The sequence below is a fragment of the Polyangiaceae bacterium genome (assembly GCA_015075635.1).
Taxonomy (GTDB): Bacteria; Myxococcota_A; Polyangia; order Polyangiales; family Polyangiaceae; genus JADJKB01.
The window spans coordinates 2536410-2554324 of sequence record JABTUA010000001.1 but is presented as its reverse complement, the minus strand read 5'-3'; the positions used below and the strand labels follow the sequence as shown (position 1 = coordinate 2554324).

At 71.4% G+C, this 17915-nt stretch carries 14 protein-coding genes and 1 pseudogene; 7 read left to right on the top strand and 8 right to left on the bottom strand.

Going from position 1 to position 17915, the window contains the following annotated elements; translation table 11 throughout:
- Positions 1 to 31 precede the first annotated feature (31 nt).
- Entirely contained in the window at positions 32 to 1930 is a 1899-nt protein-coding gene (locus tag HS104_11455; protein MBE7480585.1) for a carboxypeptidase regulatory-like domain-containing protein, read from the top strand.
- Here HS104_11455 and HS104_11450 read toward each other — a convergent pair.
- Positions 1899 to 2990, bottom strand: a complete 1092-nt coding sequence (locus tag HS104_11450) for a hypothetical protein (protein MBE7480584.1) — start codon at positions 2988 to 2990, stop codon at positions 1899 to 1901. The genes HS104_11455 and HS104_11450 overlap by 32 nt on opposite strands.
- Complete coding sequence (locus HS104_11445; GenBank protein ID MBE7480583.1) at positions 2987 to 3424, bottom strand: hypothetical protein; 438 nt, start codon at positions 3422 to 3424, stop codon at positions 2987 to 2989. The genes HS104_11450 and HS104_11445 overlap by 4 nt, the downstream gene beginning before the upstream one ends.
- An 84-nt stretch (positions 3425 to 3508) precedes the next feature.
- Between HS104_11445 and HS104_11440 the strand changes: the two genes are divergently transcribed.
- Positions 3509 to 5815, top strand: coding sequence for a CocE/NonD family hydrolase (locus HS104_11440; GenBank protein ID MBE7480582.1), 2307 nt, complete (start codon positions 3509 to 3511; stop codon positions 5813 to 5815).
- A 1-nt stretch (position 5816) separates the two neighbouring features.
- On the opposite strand, the gene HS104_11435 is transcribed toward HS104_11440, so the two are convergent.
- Positions 5817 to 7001, bottom strand: a complete 1185-nt coding sequence (locus HS104_11435; GenBank protein MBE7480581.1) for a LamG domain-containing protein — start codon at positions 6999 to 7001, stop codon at positions 5817 to 5819.
- Positions 7002 to 7055: 54 nt separating this feature from the next.
- Here HS104_11435 and HS104_11430 point away from each other — a divergent pair, with 54 nt between their 5' ends.
- On the top strand, positions 7056 to 7742 hold the full coding sequence (locus tag HS104_11430) for an MBL fold metallo-hydrolase (GenBank protein MBE7480580.1): 687 nt from the start codon (positions 7056 to 7058) through the stop codon (positions 7740 to 7742).
- A gap of 4 nt (positions 7743 to 7746) precedes the next feature.
- Here HS104_11430 and HS104_11425 read toward each other — a convergent pair whose 3' ends face one another.
- Positions 7747 to 8574, bottom strand: a complete 828-nt coding sequence (locus HS104_11425) for a hypothetical protein (GenBank protein MBE7480579.1) — start codon at positions 8572 to 8574, stop codon at positions 7747 to 7749.
- A 30-nt stretch (positions 8575 to 8604) separates the two neighbouring features.
- A complete protein-coding gene (locus HS104_11420; protein ID MBE7480578.1) occupies positions 8605 to 9540 on the bottom strand; it encodes a hypothetical protein in 936 nt (311 codons plus the stop codon).
- Positions 9541 to 9610: 70 nt separating this feature from the next.
- On the opposite strand from HS104_11420, the gene HS104_11415 reads away from it, so the two are divergent.
- Together HS104_11415 and HS104_11410 are read left to right on the top strand one after the other, a co-directional pair.
- A complete protein-coding gene (locus HS104_11415; GenBank protein MBE7480577.1) occupies positions 9611 to 10279 on the top strand; it encodes a hypothetical protein in 669 nt (222 codons plus the stop codon).
- Positions 10280 to 10318: 39 nt separating this feature from the next.
- Positions 10319 to 10978 carry a dienelactone hydrolase family protein gene (locus HS104_11410; GenBank protein MBE7480576.1) on the top strand — a complete coding sequence of 220 codons (660 nt, stop codon included), beginning with the start codon at positions 10319 to 10321 and terminating at the stop codon, positions 10976 to 10978.
- 221 nt (positions 10979 to 11199) lie between these two features.
- Here the strand turns inward: HS104_11410 and HS104_11405 are convergent, their stop codons facing one another.
- Complete coding sequence (locus tag HS104_11405; protein MBE7480575.1) at positions 11200 to 12372, bottom strand: penicillin-insensitive murein endopeptidase; 1173 nt, start codon at positions 12370 to 12372, stop codon at positions 11200 to 11202.
- A 65-nt stretch (positions 12373 to 12437) separates the two neighbouring features.
- Here HS104_11405 and HS104_11400 point away from each other — a divergent pair, with 65 nt between their 5' ends.
- Together HS104_11400 and HS104_11395 are read left to right on the top strand one after the other, a co-directional pair.
- On the top strand, positions 12438 to 13055 hold the full coding sequence (locus tag HS104_11400) for a class I SAM-dependent methyltransferase (protein ID MBE7480574.1): 618 nt from the start codon (positions 12438 to 12440) through the stop codon (positions 13053 to 13055).
- A 37-nt stretch (positions 13056 to 13092) separates the two neighbouring features.
- Positions 13093 to 15087 (top strand): serine/threonine protein kinase, encoded by a 1995-nt coding sequence (locus HS104_11395; GenBank protein MBE7480573.1) that lies wholly within the window; start codon positions 13093 to 13095, stop codon positions 15085 to 15087.
- A 254-nt stretch (positions 15088 to 15341) separates the two neighbouring features.
- On the opposite strand, the gene HS104_11390 is transcribed toward HS104_11395, so the two are convergent.
- The gene (locus tag HS104_11390) at positions 15342 to 15785 is read right to left on the bottom strand and encodes a hypothetical protein (protein MBE7480572.1); all 444 of its coding nucleotides are present in this window, start codon (positions 15783 to 15785) and stop codon (positions 15342 to 15344) included.
- 427 nt (positions 15786 to 16212) lie between these two features.
- Positions 16213 to 17787 (bottom strand): annotated as a pseudogene (locus HS104_11385) (amino acid permease).
- Positions 17788 to 17915 lie beyond the last annotated feature (128 nt).

Genomic DNA, 17915 nt, shown 5'->3' with positions numbered 1-17915 from the left:
CACGGTCGCGGCGGCGACGTAGCGTGCCGCCATGTCGAGAGCGAACCCGCGCTGGGTGGTCGCGGCCCTCGCCGTGCTCGCGCTCGCGTTCTGGGTGACGCTGCGCTTCGGCCTGCGCGCGCCGAGCGGGAGCGAGCCGGGCGTGTCGTCGTCGCCCGCGGCAACGGCTGGCCCGGCTCGGCCCAGGCCGCGCGGGAGCTGGGGCGGATTCCGCGGCATTCATCTGAGTGACGCCGTGGTCGAGAGCGGCGAGGACTCGCGGCTCGGCGCCTTCTCGGGACGGGTCATCTCCTCGGGGAACCAGCAGCCGGTGGCTGGGGCGGAGCTCACCTTCGTCGGACCCGACGGAGCCCGCGCCGTGAAGAGCGGCGCGGACGGAGGCTTCGAGTTTCAACCCGAGCGGGAGGGTGGCCACGAGATCGCGCTGGTCACCGCCGAGGGCTTCTTCCCGCTCTCCGCGGAGCTCGGCACGAGCCCGGTCACGCTGATGGCCAAGGCCGGCTCGGGGATCTCGGGCGTCACGCTGCGCCTCGACCCGGCCGTCGAGTACCGCGGGCTGGTCGTGGATCCCAAGGATCAGCCGGCTCCTGGCGCTCGGGTCCGCGTCGTCGGCGGCGACGAGCTCGAGCTCGGGGGCGAGAGCTTCCAGGCGGATCACGTCGCCGACGCCCAGGGTGCGTTCTCATTTCGCGCGCCCGACGGCGCGCTGCTCGAAGCGCGCCACGACGGCTTCGGGCCCGGGCGCGCGCGGCTGGATGCGTCGGCCCAGATCAGCCACCGAATACGAATTCGGCTGACGGAGAAGCGCGCCGAGCAGGGTCAGGCGATCCGCGGGCGCGTGGTGGACGAAGAAGGGACGCCGCGGGTGGACGTCCCCGTCGTCGCTCGCATCGACGCCGCGAATCCCGCCGCCGAGGTGGCGGCGCCGCCGGCGCGAACGCGGAGCGGGGAGGGGGGAGAGTTCCTGCTCGACGGGCTCGCCCCTGGTGCCTATTCACTCTTGGCGAGTGACGGCACGAGCGCGCCCGCCGTCTTGCGGGGCGTGAGCGCGGGCGCGGCCGACGTGACGTTGGTCCTGACCCGCGGGGCGACGCTCTCCGGCAAGGTCAGCGACGCCGCCAGCGGCGCGGCGGTGCCGGCGTTCAGCGTGATCTTGTCGCAGCGGCGGGGACCCCTGGCGCTGGACACCGCGCGCGCGGTGACGGTGTTCGACGCGGAGGGCCGTTACTCGATCGAGCACCTGCGCCCCGGCAAGTACCTGATGCTGGTCGCCGCAAAGGGCTACGCGCCGCTCGCCGAGCGCGAGATCGAGGTCGCCGGCGACACCCGGGCCGACGCCAGCTTGAGCCGCGGCGCGACGCTCCGCGGAGTGGTCCGCGATGCGAAGAGCAAGCAGGCGCTCGAGGCGGCCAAGGTGTCGCTCGAAGGGCGGCAAGGGGGTGGGGAGGGCTCGGTGCAGCTCTTCGCCGTGGCGGTGACCGACGCGAGCGGGCGCTTCGAGCTCGAAGGGCTCGCGCCCGGGCAGCGCTCGGTGTTCGCCGCCGCGTCGAAGCACCACGCGCGGGTCGTCGGTGGCATCGTCGTGAAGGCCAGCGAGGCGCTGGGCCCGCTGGAGATCGAGCTCACCCCGACCGAGCCGGGCGAAGAGCCGCGCATCGAGCTCACGGGCATCGGCGCCATCTTGGCTGCCAAGGACGACGCCATGTTGATCGGCAAGGTGGTCGAGGGCGGCGGCGCCGCCGAAGTGGGCCTGAAGAGCGGCGACGCCATCCTCGCCGTGGACGGGCAGAGCGTGGTGAGCCTGGGCTTCGAGGGCACCATCAACGCCATCCGCGGCCCGGAGGGCAGCACCGTCTCGCTCCTGGTGCGGCGCGCCGACGCCGGAGCGCTGGAGCTGATCAACGTGCCGCGACGGCGGCTGAAGGCGTGAGCGCGGCAGCAGGGTTCATGCCGCCGCGGGCGAAGAAGTAGGCGGCCAGTGCCAGCTCCAGGTAGCCGTGGAACATGGCGAGAGACAGGTACAGGTTGCGCGTCCTGTGCACGTTGAAGCAAGCCGCGACCAGCACGCCCAAGGCGGAGAGCAGCAGCAGCGCGAAGCCGATCCGCCCGAACTCGCGCAGCATGGAGCGCGCGGCCATGCGCCAGGTCACCGTGCCCTGACCGCGTACGTCCTCTTGGGGCACCACCAGGAGCCAGGTCGAGTAGTGCACCGACTGCAGGAAGGCGAAGCTCAGCGTGAGGCCCGCGGCCTCGTAGAAGGGCAAGCCGGGCGCCAGCCAGTCGGAGGCCGCCAGCACGTGCAAGCCCAGGAGCTGCACCGTGCCGAGCTTCTCGGTCCAGAAGTAGGTGCGCCCGCTGAGAAGGATCAGCGAGAGGCCGACGATCAGCGCGAGCGGCACCAACGACGAGCGCAGGCGCCCGCGGAACAGGTAGAGCCAGAGCCCGAGGGCGACCAGGTTGTGGAGGTGGGTGAAGGCGATGCGCACGGCGTAGGGCTCGGCCTGCGCGTACAGACCGAAGGCGCCCACCAGCAGAAATCCGCCGGCGGCGCGGCCGTAGCGCCGGGACAGGGCCGCGCCCGCCACGAGCGCTGCGCCCATCCACACCGTGACCACGGCGAACTCCACGCGCGCCACGCCCACCGGATCGGCGCCCAGCTCTTGGGCGCTGCGGAGCAGCACGATGACGCCGCAGGCGACGGCGATGACCGCGAGCCAGACCCTGCCGAGCCCGCGCCTGAGCACGAGGTAGCGCAGATCGGCCGCCACGTGAGCGACGCCAAGGAAGATGGGGCCGAGCGCCAGGAGCAGGGTCGGCACCGTCACCGTGAGCACGAAAGCCACGATGGCGTGCAAGCTCGCGGTCAGCGCCACGCGCCGATCGCGCAGCGTGATCAGCGCCGCCAGCGGGCGGATGCCGAGCGCGACCCGGTACAGGGCGCTCCGCACCCAGTCGAGAGGAGAGACCGCGCGCTCGACGAGCGTCGTCACGGCCGGCGGCGGCGAAGCGCGCCGAGCCCGGCGAGGCCGAGCCCGAGCGCGATCAGGAGCGAGGTGCGCTCGGCGGAGGGGGCGCCGATGGAGCAGCCGCCGTCGTCGCTCGAGCTGCTGGACTTGGTGCCACCGGTCGCAGTGCTGCCGCCGGTCGCGCTGCCACCGCCGGCGCCCGCGCCGCCGCCGGCGCCCGCGCTGCCGCTCGGGACACACAGGTTGCAGTCGTATTCGACGCTACCGTCGGGCAGGGCCTTCTGGCACTTCTTCGCGGTGCAGGTGCCCGGGGACTTGTAGTCCGGCGGCGCCGTGTTGCAGGCATCACCGGCGGTGTTGCACTGATCGGGGGGCGGGACGTCGGCGCTCGCGGAGGTGGCAGAGAGCGCGAGTGCGCCAAAAAGGAACGCAGCAGAGATCAGGGGTCGTCGCAGCATGGCCGGAAGAATTGCTCGAAAGCGCGGAAGGGGCAAGCACCGGGCGTTGCTCGGCTTGCGTCGAGGCGGCACAATGCCGGTCCGATGCGGCGCGCGGTTCTGTGGGTGCTCCTCGCACCCTTCCTGGTTGGGCTGGTTGGCTGCGGTGAGGACGAACGCTTTGCGATCTCCGGGCTCGGCGCCGGCGGTACGGGAGGAGGCGGCGGCAGCGGCGGCGGCACCTCGGCGAGCTTTCAGACCCGAGGCACGGTCGAGCAGATCTACGTGACGCACGCCAAGCCCGGCGCGTCGCTCGAGGTGCTCGATCCGAGTGACGCCGTGGTCGGAGGCGGCGAGGCCGACGCGCTCGGCAGCCTGGTGGTGCGCAAGCTCACGCCCGGAAAGGGCTATCGCGTGCGCTCCGGAAACGAGGTGAGCGACGCCGTCGAGGTGCTCTCGGTCGGCGGGAGCACCCCGAGCCAGGACTTCTACTCGTCGCAGAAGCTCTCCGCCGGCTCCGGCTACATCACCACGCGCGACGGCACCAAGCTCTCGGTGTACGTCACGTTGCCGGGGCCCGCCGACAAGGGCCCATACCCGACCGTCGTCAACTACTCCGGCTACGATCCGTCGAAGCCGGGAGAGCCGCTCGGCGACTACAAGGACCTGTGCGGCGCGCTGCCGGTCCTGTGCGACGCGCCCTCGGATCCGAGCGCGCTGATCGCCGCGCTGATGGGCTACGCCACGGTCGGCGTGAACATGCGTGGCACCGGCTGCTCCGGCGGGCCCTACGACTTCTTCGAGCCGCTTCAGCTCTTGGACGGTTACGACGTGATCGAGACGGTGGCGGCGCAGGACTGGGTGGCTGGTCACCGGGTCGGCATGACGGGCCTGTCTTACCCCGGCATTTCGCAGCTCTTCGTGGCCAGGACCCACCCGCCGAGCCTCGCGGCCATCACGCCGCTCTCGGTGATCGGCAACACCGTCACCACGCTCGTGCCGGGCGGCATCTTGAACGACGGCTTCGCCATCAACTGGATCGAGAACGTGCTGAAGAAGGCCGACCCCTACGGGCAGGGTTGGGAGCAAGCCAGGGTCGATGCCGGCGACGAGACCTGCGAGGAGAACCAGCTCCTGCACGGCCAGAAGGTGGACGTCATCCAGAAGGCCTACGACAACCCGTACTACACCGACGAGGTCGCTGGTCCGGTGAACCCCAGCGCGTTCGCCGGCGAGATCGACGTGCCGGTGTTCCTGGCTGGAGCCTGGCAAGACGAGCAGACAGGGCCGTTCTTCTTCACCCTGCTCGACCAGTTCGCGGGCGCGCCGCTCGCGCGCTTCACGGTCTACAACGGCGTGCACCCGGACGCCTTCGGCCCGCACACGCTGATCGAGTGGAAGAACTTCCTCGATTTCTACGTGGCCGAGCGCATCCCGAGCATCGACGCCGCCGTCCGCAGCCTGTCGCCGCTCCTGTTCCAGGAGATCTTCAAGGTGAAGATGGACCTGCCGCCGGATCGCTTCACGCAGTACACGAGCTACGACGAGGCCCTCTCGGCGTACCAGAAGGAGCCGAACCTGCGCGTGCTGTTCGAGGCCGGCGGCGAGGCGCCGCTCGGCGCACCCCAGGGCTCCTTCGAGTCGAGCTTCGCGGCCTGGCCCGTGCCCGGCACGGAGGCGCGGCGCCTGTACTTCCAGCCCGACGGCAGCCTCGGCACCGACAAGCCCGCGGTCGCGACCGGCGCGTCGCGCTTCGCCCTGGATCCGGAGGCGGGTCAGCGCGGCATCCTGGCGCCGGGGGGCAACGTCTGGGACCTCTTGCCCGCCTACGACTGGAAGCCCCTCGAGACCGGCAAGGCGGTCGCCTTCATCAGCGCGCCGCTCGGGGACGACATGGCCGTGGTCGGGACCGGGAGCGTGGACCTGTTCGTCAAGAGCAGCGTCGACGACGCCGATCTGGAGGTCAACCTGAGCGAGGTGCGGCCGGACGGACAGGAGATGTACGTGCAGAGCGGCTGGCTCCGCGCCAGCCACCGCGCGCTCGCGGCCTCGGCCACGGAGCTCTGGCCCGAGCATGCCTTCCGCGAGAAGGACGCGAAGCCGCTCACGCCCGGCGAGTGGACCGAGGTGCGCGTGGGCATCGCCGGCATGAGCCACGTGTTCCGCAAGGGCTCACGAGTGCGTGTCGCCGTGGACACCCCCGGCGACAGCCGCGCCGAATGGCGCTTCAACCTGAAGAAGTTCTCCGGCGACGCGCTCTACGACGTGGCGCACTCCGCGGATCGCCCGAGCAGCCTGGTGCTCTCGGTCGTGTCCGGTGTGACGGTGCCGCCGACGCTGCCCGCGTGCCCGTCGCTCCGCGGGCAGCAGTGCCGCGCCTACGTCGAGCTCTCGAATCAGCCCTCGCCGTGATTCAGAACGGCGTGTCCGCGGTCCAGATCGGCCCGTTCTTCGGGCCACCGACCTTGATCACCCCGTGCGAAGGTCCGCCGCTCGCGCCGGAGCTGTCGCCCAGGGTGGTGCTGCTGCCCTCGTCGAAGTGGTAGAGCGCCGCGGTTTGGGCGTCGGTCGCGTGCTTCGTCTTGGCGGGCGTGAAGGCTGCCGTGTAGCGTACGCTGGTCGAGAGCCGGAGCTCGTCCACCCAGCCGGAGAAGGACGGGTAGGCGGAGCCGGCGTCGTGCTTCTCGGCGCCGATCACCAGGTAAGGATCCGAATTCGGCCAGGAGGTCGCGCGCCCGTTCTGGTAGCTCACGTCGCCGGTCGGCCCGGTCGCTTGCCCGTCGAGCTTGCCGTCCACCCAGAGTCGGAGCTGACCGCTGCCGCTCGCGCGCGTCGCGGCGACGTGGTGCCAGCTGCCGTCCTTCACGTTGGTCGCGCCGCAGAGCGTGGTGCCGTTGTTGCCCTTGCTGACGCCGATGGCCAGGCCGTTGGCGAAGAGCGAGAGCCCGAAGTCGCCCAGGTCCCCGGGGCCGTAGATGTCGCGATCGACGATGATGTTGCCGTTGATCCAGCCGTCGCCGCCGGACACGCAATTGCCCGCCTGGTTCTCGCCGCTCGCGACCTTCAGCCAGAGCTCGAGAGTGAAGTCGCCCTTGCCGATGTCGGCGGGGACCTCGGGCGCGTCGATCTTGATCTTGACGCGATCGACGTCGTTCTGTCCCGTCCCGTAGAAGCGCAAGGACCAGCCCGAGCCGGCGCCGCCGCTGCCGGAGCTGCCGCCGCTGCCGGAGCTGCCGCCGCTGCCGGAGCTGCCGCCGCTGCCGCCGCTGCCGGCGTTGCCGGACGTGCCGCCGCTGCCGGCGTTGCCGGACGTGCCGCCGTTGCCGCCGTTGCCGGACGTGCCGCCGTTGCCGGCGTTGCCGGACGTGCCGCCGCTGCCGGACGTGCCGGCGTTGCCGGACGTGCCGCCGCTGCCGGAGCTGCCGCCGTTGCCGGAGCTGCCGCCGCTGCCGGAGCTTCCGCCGCTGCCCGACGCGCCGCCGCTGCCGGACGCGCCGCCGTTGCCGGAGCCGCCGCTTTCGTCCTCGGCGCCGCACGCGAGCGCGAGCGCGAGCGCGCCTGCGCAGAGCAGCGCGCCCGCCAGAGAAAACCGCTCCATGCTGCGAAGCTACCACGTGGCCCGGCCAGGCGCCCCGTGCTTTGCTTCGCCCCGATGGCAGACTTCTATCTTCGACAACTGCTGGTCGGACGCGACGTGGGCAAGCAGAGCAGCGTTGGGCGACAGATGCAGAACTTCGTCTACCTGGTCGGCGACCGGGAAGCGGGAGAGTGCATCGCCGTCGATCCGGCCTGGGACGTGAAGGGCGCGCTCGACGTCGCGGCGGCCGACGGCATGAAGGTGGTCGGCGCCTTCGCCACGCACTACCACCCGGACCACGTCGGCGGCGGGCTGTTCGGCTTCGGCGTGCAGGGCCTGCCGGATCTGCTCGAGCTCCAGGCCTGCGCGGTCCACGCGCACCGCCTGGAGGCCGACGGATTGCGCAAGGTCACCGGCATCTCGAAGAGCGACATGACGCTCCACGACTCGGGCGACAAGATCCGGGTCGGTGAGATCGAGATCGAGTGGCTGCACACGCCGGGGCACACGCCGGGCTCCTCGTGCTTTCGGGTGAAGGACGCCTTGATCGCCGGGGACACGCTGTTCCTTCAGGGTTGCGGCCGAGTGGATCTGCCGGGCGGCGATCCGGAGGAGATGCGTCGGACGTTGACCCAGCGCCTGGCGACGCTGCCGGATCACTTGGTGCTCTACCCGGGGCACGCCTACGGCGGCGAGCACGCGCGGCTCGGCGAGGTGCGGCAGACCAACCCCTACTTCCCGCCCGCCCGCCCGGAGTCGTGAGGCATCACTCGAAGCGGGTGCGGGCGACGTCCAGGCGCGGGTGCGCGGGGAAGGAGAGGCGACGCACCGCGCGCGCGACGCAGCGCTCGGCGCTCGGGGAGCGCGGAGTGAGCCGCACCGTCACCCCGACCGCGCGCCCGTTCTGCACGGCGGCGCACACGTCCACGCGGGCAGAGTCGGGGACGCCGCAGCCCGCGAGGTAGCCGCTTCCGTTCAGGACCTTCGCGTAGTCGGCGGCGCCGAGATCCGCCGGCCCGCGCGGTCCGCCGATCCGCAGCTCGTCGTTCGCCGCGGCAGCCGCCGCCTCACAGGAAAGCCCGTCGCTCGAGCCAGGGCCGCTCGCGGGCTCCAGGGCAGGCGCCGGCGGCGACGGGACGGGCGCGGCGGCCCGATCCGGGGCGGGCGCAACCCGTGGCGCGGGGGTCGGGGCCGGCGTGGGCTCGGGAGTGGGCACCGGCTCGAACGCGGGCGCGCGCGCGGCGAGCGCCGGGGCTACGGGCCGAGGCTCGGGCGCGGGTTCGGGAACGAGCACCGGTTCGAACGCCGGCTCGGGGCGGGGCTCGGCGACGCGCGGGCGCGGCTCGGTCACCGGCGAGGGCGGCGGCAGCGTGCGCGGCGCGCGGGGCGGCGCAGGGTGAGCCGGCTCGTGCGAGCTCTCGAGCCAGCTCGCCACCGGGATCGTGCCCGCGCTCACGCCCCAGGCGACCGCCACCGACGCGAGCCACGCCGATAGCCCGACCGCGAGCACGGGGGTGCGCCGGGGTCGCGGCAGCGGCGGCTCCTCGAGATCCGGCATGCGGACCCGGCGCTTGTATTCGAGCGGGCGTGCCAAGGTTGGAGCAGCGTCCTAGCCGCGCGAGCCTCAGAGGTCCAGCTCGAGCCCCAGCTGCTGAAACACCAGGAAATCCAGCATCCCCGCCAAGAGCAGGAACAGCAGCGGCAGCGCGATCACCAGCAAGAGCTCCGCCGGCGGCGAGCGCTTGCGCTTCGGCGCCTCGATCGCCTTGATGTCGGTGAGATCGTCGTTGGCCTCCCGCGGCAGGGTCGGATCGCGCTCGAGCTGGCGGCGCTTCTTGCTCGGGCCTTCGAACGCGAGCCACCAGGGCTCTGGGCGCACGTTCGGATCGCCGCTCCGGTAGAACGTCTTCTCGGGGATGCGCGACGAGGTACGGCAGTAGGTGCAGGTCACGATTCGCTCCGTCGAGCCCACCTTCAGCCCACCGCCGCAGCTCGGGCAGAGCAGCGCGATGGCGCCGGGCTGCTCCTCGACCCGGGTCTCGAGCTGGTCGGTGCGGTGCTCCTCGGTCATCACGCCGATCAAACCCGGTGCGATGCGCGAAGCGTTCAGCGGCAAGCGATAGCTCCGAGTCTGAGCGCAGCGCAGGCAGCTCGAGCGGAGCTCCGGTCCCTGGCGCTGAAACGAGAGCGGCACCTGGCACTTCTCACACTTCGGGTCATCGACCGTGGCGACCATGTGGAGAGAAGTCGGCACCTGCATCCCGCGCTCGGTGACGAAGCCCGACTGCTGGTGACTGGTGCTGGTGACGTCCTTGAACGGGTTCTCGTTGGCGATGGATAGCCAGGCGCTCGGGTGCCTGCCCTCCGGCGAGCCGGCGAGATCCCCCGTGGCGTGGGCGTGCTCCAGCGCCTGTCGCCAGGAGCTCTCCGCGAACGCTTGGTCGAGCCCGCAGCGCAAGCAGCGCACCGAGCCGTCCAGATCCAGGTGGTTCAACGGCGAGGCGTGCCCGCAAGCGCGGCACTGGAACTCGACGCTGACCATCACCCAATACACGGCCACGGAGGGTAGCCTCGACCCGGGCAGTCTTGCCACGATCAGATCGCGCTCCACGCCGGCTCGAGGTGGTAACGTGTCCGTCGAGATGGGCGGCATCATCGACGTCGGGCCGGAAGCCACGGGCTTCATCGCCATCGGGCAGTTCGCGACGGGCTTCTTCGCGCTGGGTCAGGTGGCGACCGGCGTGATCGCCATCGGCCAGGTCGCCCGCGGCTTCTTCGTGGTCGGCCAAGCGGCGTTCGGGATCGTCTCGCTCGGCATGCTCTCGGGCGGGCTCGTCGGCACCATCGGCATGCTGGGCGTCGGTGGGCGCGGCGTCGGGGGCATTCTGCCGCTGGTGCCGCGGCTCCGGGAGGCGCGCGAGCTGCCACCGACGCAGAGCTTCGACGAGCTCGCGCGCGGCGGAACGGCCGAAGGCTGGGTGGCGGCGAGCGTGCAGCTCTCCCAGGACGGCAGCGCGCGCTTGTACACGGGCAGCGTGCCGCTGCCGGTGCGCGTGGACGCGCGCCTGCGCCGCGCGCTCACCAGCCACGCGGGCCAGACCCTGCTCGTGTCCGTGCGGCGCCTCGGCAACGGCTTCGTGGCGGAGCGCTTGATGTTGCTCCCCAAGGAGCGGGTCAAGGACCCGCGCTGGTGGTTGATCTGGGCGGCGCAGCTCGGGCTCTTGTTCGTGGCCAGCCTCGCGTTCTGGCTCTTGGTGGTGCGGCCGATCGTGGCGGCGATGCACCAGGTCTTCGCCTGACCTCTTCCGCTCGGGGCGGCTCCCTCCTATGAAGGCCAGATGACCGAAGCAGTCCGCTTCTCGAAGTACTCCGGCGCGCTCGCGGTGCCCGACCGGCAGCGCTCTCCGGGCCTGGTCATCTGCCACGAGTGGTGGGGTCTCAACGACGACATGCGCGCGATGGCCGAGCGTTTCGCGGACGAGGGGTTCCTTTCGCTCGCGGTCGATCTGTACGCCGGGCGGGTGACGGACGATCAGAACGAGGCGGCAGTGCTCTCGAACGAGCTCCGCACGCCGGACGCCATGAAGGTGGTGCAGGCAGCTTGCGACTACCTCGCGGCCCATCCCCGCGGCACGGGCAAGGTCGGCGTCACCGGGTTCTGCTTGGGCGGCGCCATGGCGCTGGCGGCCGCCTGCAACGTCGACGGGCTCGGGGCGGTGCTGCCGTTCTACGGCCTGCCGCGCGCCGAACACGCCAACTGGTCGCGTGCCAAGGCACCCATTCAAGGACACTTTGCCACGCAGGACGGCTTCGTGACGCCCGAACGCGTGACGGCGGCGCACGTCGCAGCGCTCGCAGCGGGTGCGAAATTCGAGCTGCACTTCTACGACGCCGGGCACGCGTTCATGCGCAAGGGCGACGCTCAGGCGTACGACGCGACCGCGGCGGAGCTCGCCTGGTCGCGCGCGACGGAGTTTCTGCACCGGAATCTGGACTAGGGGTGTCCCTAGTTCAGTGGGCGACAAGGCGGCTCGATACGAGCCGCTCGGCGGTCAGCCGAGCCCCGGGATCGCTCGAGCGGTCTTGCCATGATCAGATCACGTTCCGCCGCTGAGAGGCGAGTGCGAAGACCGGCCGGAACCGGCGCCGGCCGTTTCGACCGCACGGAAGCGTCGCGTGGCGTTTGCGGCCGCCAGCGGAGCGCGAATCAGGGACACCCCTAGCGCTGCGCGCTCTTGCCGCTGCCGTTCGGGGGTAGGCGTCGCGGCGGGATGGCCACCGCGGCGGGGCGGCCGAGGGCGCCGCGCTTGGGGATGCGGTACACCTGCTTGGCGCGGATCTTGGCGTTACGGAGCCCGTTCGCGCGCTGGATCTCGCGCACCGTCGTGCCGTATTTCCGGGCCAGCATGCCGAGCGTCTCGCCGTTCTTGGCGCGGTGAGCCACGAAGGACGTCGCGGCGCTGGCGAGGCCCCGCGCGACCATGACCTCGTGGGCGCGAACCGCGGTCTCTTGCGCGATGGGGTTGTAGAAGCGCACGTGGAGGTGGGTTGCGTGCCCCTTGGCGTGGAAGATCAGCGGCCGGTGCACGCCGCGCACGCCGTCGAAGAGGCTCTGGATCCAGGTCGGATCTTCGCCGGCCTCCAAGGCGTGCTCGCGCAGGAGCTTCTGAAGCCCTCGGTCGATCAGGATCAGCTCGACGTCCGTCTCGGTGATCAGCGCGCGCACGAACGCCCAGGTGCGCTCGCGATCGAGGTTCGCCTCCGTCGCGCGCCGGTACCAGCGCGCCGAGTCATCGCTGTAGAAATAGCTGAGATCGACGTCGCGACCGGCCTGATGGCTCATGTGCGGGCGGAGCGCGCCGCCGTGACGGGCGCTGATGTGGCCGATGTACACGTCGTGGGTATCGGGAAAGCGGGCGCGCACCACGCCGATGGCTCGCGCGATGTAGTCCACGGTCTCCTGCGTCCCATAGGCGTGACCCGGATCGATCAGCTGCCAGCCCTCGCCGCGCGGCATCTGCACGCCGTTGAAGAGAGCGCCGGCGCTGGGGCGCCCGAGCGACACGGAGCCGATGCTCCCGGGGTCTTGGGCGAAGGCTCGGGCGATCTCCGCTCGGGTCTTGCCGTCGAGCGGGTGCGGCTGCTTCGGCGCTGCCGCGACCTCCGGCCCCTCGGCGTCGGGCTGGTCTTCCCCGTCCTCCGGATCCTCGTCGTGGTCCTCGTGGGGCACGTAAGCGACGTCGTGGGTCGGCTCGGCCGTGCCCACGGCCGCAACGGGGACGGCGCTCGAAGCCGGCGTCGGGGAGCCGGACGCCGCAGGCACGGCCGCTCTCTGCACGGCACAGCCCGCGAGCAGAGCGAACGCCACGACGATCGGGGGCGGGCCGCGCATGGACGCCGGGAACGCTAGGCTATGCTCCGCGCTCGTGCCAGTTTCGGCCGCGCACTGCTGAACCCATGTCCTGGCTTCTCGCGAAAATCTACGACCCGTTCATGCGGAAGACCGAAGAGTCTTGCCTGGCGGAGTGGCGGCGTTCGCTGCTCTCGCCGCTGTCGGGTGAGGTGCTGGAGATCGGCGCCGGCACTGGCGTGAACCTCGCGCACTACGGACCCGACGTCCAGCGACTGGTGGTCGCCGAGCCCGACCCGCACATGCGGCGAAGTCTCAGTCGCCGCGTCGCCGCGAGCTCACGCGCCGTCGAGTTGCTCGACGCGGGCGCCGACGCGTTGCCGGCGGACGCTGCCGCCTTCGACTACGTGGTTTCCACACTGGTCTTGTGCAGCGTGCCAGACCTCGAAGCGGCGCTCGGGGAGATCCACCGCGTGCTCAGGCCCGGAGGCCGACTGGTGTTCATCGAGCACGTCGCGGCAGAGGACAGACCCGAGCGGTTGGCGTGGCAGGAGCGGCTCGAGCCGCTCTGGGTTCGCATCGCTTCGGGCTGCCACCTGACCCGGCGCACCGATCGCGCCATCGAGCGAGCGGGCTTCGGTATCGAGGCGATTGTCCGGCAAAGCGTGCGCAAAGCGCTGCCCTTCGTCCGCCCCAGCATCCGCGGCGTGGCGGTCCGGCCTTGATCCCTCGCGGGCGGAGGCTGCTATCCTCCCCGCTCCCGTGGTCCTCCCGATCCCCGATCACGACGAGTCGCTCGCGGCTCTGGCGCAGCAAGAGATCAAGTCGCTGCGCGAGCCGGGCGTGGTCTTCCGGCTGGGCTCGCTGCTCGGCACCGGCGCCATGGGCATCGCTTACTTCGGCATGCGCCACGCGCCGGACGGCAAGTCGCCGGTCGTGATCAAGCTGCTGAAGCCCCACTACGTGCTCCAGGCCGGCGAGACGGCGAAGCTCGTGGTGGACAAGGAGGCCACGGCGCTCTCGCGCCTGAACAGCCGCGTGCCGCCGACGCCGTTCGTGGTGCGCATGATCGACACCGGCGTCCTGCCCATCCACTACAAGGGCCGCGCGCTCGAGCTGCCCTGGCTCGCGTTGGAGTACGTGCACGGCGGCGCCGAGGGCACGACGCTGACGGAGCGGGTCGCGTACAGCGTGGACAAGACCGGGCACGCCTTCGACCCGGTGCGCGCCGCGCTGGCCGTGGAGTGCATGGCCAAGGGCATCGACGCCGTGCACGAGGTGGGGGTCATCCACCGCGATCTCACGCCGAACAACGTGCTCTGCTGCGGCTTCGGCGACAGCGAGATCTTCAAGATCACCGATTTCGGGCTGGCGCGTCCCATCGGTATGAACGCCACCTTCGGCGGCATCGTGGTCGGCACCGTCGGCTACGCCCCACCGGAGCAAGCGGCGCTGGACGACCGGCGCATCGGCACCTGGAGCGACGTCTTCACGTTCGCGGTCGATCTGTTCTTCATGCTGACGGGGCGCGGCTATTTCCCGACTCGGAACGCCATGGACTCGCTGGCGCTGATCCGCGCGCCGGAGCGCACCAGCATCCTGGAGTCCAGCATGCTGTCGCCCGAGCTGCGCGAGCAGCCGGCGGCCTGCGCGGGCATCGACCTGGCGCTGCGCCTGGCCACCAGCCACCGCCCCGAGGACCGGCCGCGGACCGCGCAGATGTTTGCGTCCATGGTGCTGCCCTGGCTCAAAGGCGGCCCCCGCTCGCGCCCGGCCACCTCGCGCCGCATCGAGAGCATCGCGCCGGGGGCGATGCCGAAGTCCGCGGACGACGCCGGCTGGCGCTGGACCGTGCGCCACATGCCCGGCGACGATCACGTGGTGCGCAGCGTGGCCTGGGACGGAGACGGACGCTGCCTGGCGGCCACCAACGAAGGCCTGCGCTTCTGGAACGGGACCGGCTGGCTCGAAGCGCCGATGGACGAGCTGCCGAACGAGCGGGGGATCCGCTTCGTGCAGCGCGTCTCGGCGGGGAGCTGGCTGGTGGGCGGCGATCAGGCGACGCTCGCCAGCTACTCCGCGGACGGCGTCAGCGACGTGGTGCGCGGGCCTTCGCCGGAGGTGAGCTTCTCGCTCGCGAGCGGCGACTTCGAGGATCTGGCCGTGGTGGTCGGTGAGGCGGAGGGCCGGCCGCCGGTCCTGTACGCGCTGTCGTCTCGGCGCTGGCTCAAGCCGCTCCGGCTCGACGACGTGGCTCGCGTCAGCGCCATCTCCCGCATCGGCGACGACCGCTGGCTGGTGGTGGGGCGCCGCGGCGACGGCGCGGGCTTCGCCGCGCTCTACCACCCGCTGCTCTGGCAGGTGCAGATGCTGGACATCCCGCGGGTGCGCGCGCTCCTGTCTTGCGCCGGCCGCAGCGATCGACGCGTCGGAGTGGCGACCGGCAGCGAGGGCCTGGTGATCTGCGTGGACGACGCGGGCGAGAGCCACTGGTTCCTGAAGGGCAAGCCGGATCTGCCGGCGGCGGCCGTGGACGCGGCGGGGCGCATCTGGGCCAGCGGAGCCGGCTGCATCTTCTTGCGCGATCCGAGCACCGATCGCTTCGAGCCGGTCTGGCAAGATCCGGCCTGGGTGACGCCCATCGTCAGCCTGTTCGCCGACGTCGGCATCGTGATCGCGATGGGCGCCGACGGCGGCATCCTGGAGGGCAGTCGCACGGGCGCCGACGCCGTGGGCTCGACGGAGCGCGCGCTCTAGAGGACGCGAGCAGAAGAAGTGCGCCACGACGCCACGGACGCCACGACGCCACGTTCCTTTGTCATGTGGACCGGTCGGACGTTCCGACTCGGGAGTCCCTGAGCAGCTCGGATGACGCACTGCGATCAGCGCTCGGGGGAACAGGAGCATGGCAGCGTACGAAGCCCGCTCGGATCTGACACCAAGATCTTCTTCTTCTTCTTCTTTCGTGGCGTCGTGGCGTCGTGGCGTCGTGGCGCAAATTTTCCTCGCGCTCACTTCCCCTGACTGAGCATGATGGTCGCGCAAGGCGCGCGGCTCGCGACCTTGATGGCGAAATCCCCGAACAGCGCCCGGCCGTCGATCCGCGGCAGGCCGAGCACGAGCAGGTCGGCGCCTTGGGCCGCGTCGACGACCGCCTCCACTGCGTCGCTCGCGCTCCGCACGCTCACATGGGGCTTGCCGCCCGCTTCGTCGTTGGCGAGGCGCAAGAGCGCGCGCTCCGCGTCCTTCACGGCGTCGTCGCTCGCCCCCGCGGGCAGAAGGCGGAGAAACTCGATGTCTCGCCGGGCGCTGCGGCGCAGGCTCCCGAGCAGGCGTGCGCGCAGCTCGTGTTGACCGCCTCGACCCCCGGCCGGCACCAACACGCGCCGAACCGCAGAGAGATCGAAGCCCAAAGGCGCGTTGAGCACCGCCACGTCGCAGTCGACGCCGTTCAAGAGGTGCTCGAGCTCGTTGAGCGTCCGACGTCTCGTCGAGCCGGGTCAGGCCCAGCAGAATGCACTCGCACTGCCGGACCTTGGCGACGCGCTCGATCTCGCGCCAGGGTGAGTCGGCGATGGTCATCAGGGCCTCGGGGCTGTGCCCGCGGCCGAGCGCTCTGGCGATGGCCTCGGTGAGCACGCTCTGCGAGCGCACCAGGCTCTCGGGCGGACCGTCACCGACCTCGGTCGGCCGCCGCATCACGGAGAGCAGCAGCACGCGGCCGACCTCCGGTGGCGCGAGCGCGCTGGCGACCTCGACCAGGCCCGTGGCGCTGTCGGGGTTCGCCACCGGAACGAGCACCATGGGCGAGCGCCCGCGCAGCTTGAGGAGCGCCGGATCGCGGGCTTCCGCCCGGGCGTCGAGCACCTCGGCGCGCGACGCGAACGCCGCCACGTACAGCAACACCCCCAGGCCGAGCCAGACTGCGCTGATGGCGCCCGCCGCGGGCACGGTCACCGCCTGGAACGCGGCGAGCGCGACACATGCGATGCCGCCCAGCACCGGGAACAGCGGGAACCAGGGCGCGCGGAACGCGTCGGTGGCGCCGCCTCGCCGGCGCGCCAGGTACGCCGTCCAGTGCGCGAGCGCGAACGAGACCAGGAAGATGAGGCCCGTCGCCGCGCCGGCGGCCGCCAGATCGGGCACCATGAACAGGATGGCGGCGACGGCGAGCAGCGTGGCGAACAGGGCCAAGACCGGCGTGCGGTAGACCTCGTGGCGCGTGGCCAGGAGCCGCGGCAACGTGTGGTCGGTGGCCATGGTGAACGCGACGCGAGACGCAGCCAGGAGGCAGGCTTGGAGCGCGGAGAGCGTGGAGAGCACGACCGCCACCATGACCAGCACGTAGCCGAACGGTCCCAGGAATTCGCGCACCGCGACCGCCGTGACCGTGTCGGCGTGGCGCTCGGTGAGGGCCATGATGCTGGTCCCCGGCGGCGTCCCGACCGTGACGATCAGGAACAACAGCGGCATGTAGATCGAGAGGCCCACCACCAGAGACAGGAAGGTCGCGCGAGGGATGTTCTTGCGCGGCTCGCGCACCGCGCCCCCGACTCCGGCGATCAGCTCGAAGCCCTCGAGCGAGAAGAACGTGATGCCCATGGCCGCGACCACGCCAGAGAATCCGTTGGGCATGAACGGCGTGAAGTCGGCCGCGATGGGATCTCCGTGCCGGACCCCCAGGGCCCAGAGACCCGCGGCGACCAGGAAGGCGAACACCACCAGCTTGCCGATGGTCGCGAGCTGGCTGCCGCCCATGGGCCTTCGGGCCAGCGAGAGCACGTAGATGGAGGCCGCGGCCAGGGCCAAGACCAGCCTGGCGCGACGCCCTGTCAGCCAGTCCGGCGGTGTGGTGCCCAGCGCGCGCAGCGCGTCCGCGAAGAGCTGAGCGCCGAACTCGGCGAAGCCGAGCGCGTAGAGCACCGCGGCCACGATGTACGCGAACCAGAGCACCCAGCCGACGGCGAACGCGGCGCGCACCGAGAGGATCTTCTTGGCGAACACATAGGCGCCCCCGGACTGGGGAAACGCGGTGCCGAGCTCGGCGAACGAGAGCGCGGTGATGAACGCGATCACGCCGTTCAGCGCGAACCCCAACAGGGCGGCGGGTCCGGCGGCGCGAAACGCAGAACCGGCGAGCACGATGAGACCACCGCCGACGATGGCGCCGACACCGATGCCGGTGGCGCCGAGCAAGCCCAGGGTGCGCGCCTCGTCGTCCGGCCGCGCTACGGTCGATTCCGGTGCTTCGTCCAAGCCGCTCACATGTTCAGGCGGCGGCGGAACGCCTCGTTCTTCTCCGCGTATTTCGGCGAGAACACGCTGAGCACCGTACCCTGCGCCGTGCGCACCATGAGCGCCTGCGTGCCGGCCAGGACGCCGCCGGTCAGATCGCAGTGCAAGAGCGCGCCGCCGTGGGCGTTCTTGAGCGCCGTCCCGCCGCCCAACAGCTCGCAGCTCACCTCACCGGGGCTCAGCGTCGAGAACTCGAAGACGTCCGGCTCGGCCTCCCAGTAGGTCACCCGGAGCTTGTGCTCGCTCGCCGCGCGCTCGCGGGTACACCAGCGCTCCTTCTCCTTCTTCGG

Excerpts from the sequence above, each read along its gene's own strand:
- HS104_11455 (MBE7480585.1), top strand. The coding sequence starts at position 32 with ATGTCGAGAGCGAACCCGCGCTGGGTGGTCGCGGCCCTCGCCGTGCTC.
- HS104_11445 (MBE7480583.1), bottom strand. The coding sequence starts at position 3,424 with ATGCTGCGACGACCCCTGATCTCTGCTGCGTTCCTTTTTGGCGCACTC.
- HS104_11440 (MBE7480582.1), top strand. The coding sequence starts at position 3,509 with ATGCGGCGCGCGGTTCTGTGGGTGCTCCTCGCACCCTTCCTGGTTGGG.
- HS104_11435 (MBE7480581.1), bottom strand. The coding sequence starts at position 7,001 with ATGGAGCGGTTTTCTCTGGCGGGCGCGCTGCTCTGCGCAGGCGCGCTC.
- HS104_11430 (MBE7480580.1), top strand. The coding sequence starts at position 7,056 with ATGGCAGACTTCTATCTTCGACAACTGCTGGTCGGACGCGACGTGGGC.
- HS104_11410 (MBE7480576.1), top strand. The coding sequence starts at position 10,319 with ATGACCGAAGCAGTCCGCTTCTCGAAGTACTCCGGCGCGCTCGCGGTG.
- HS104_11405 (MBE7480575.1), bottom strand. The coding sequence starts at position 12,372 with ATGCGCGGCCCGCCCCCGATCGTCGTGGCGTTCGCTCTGCTCGCGGGC.
- HS104_11400 (MBE7480574.1), top strand. The coding sequence starts at position 12,438 with ATGTCCTGGCTTCTCGCGAAAATCTACGACCCGTTCATGCGGAAGACC.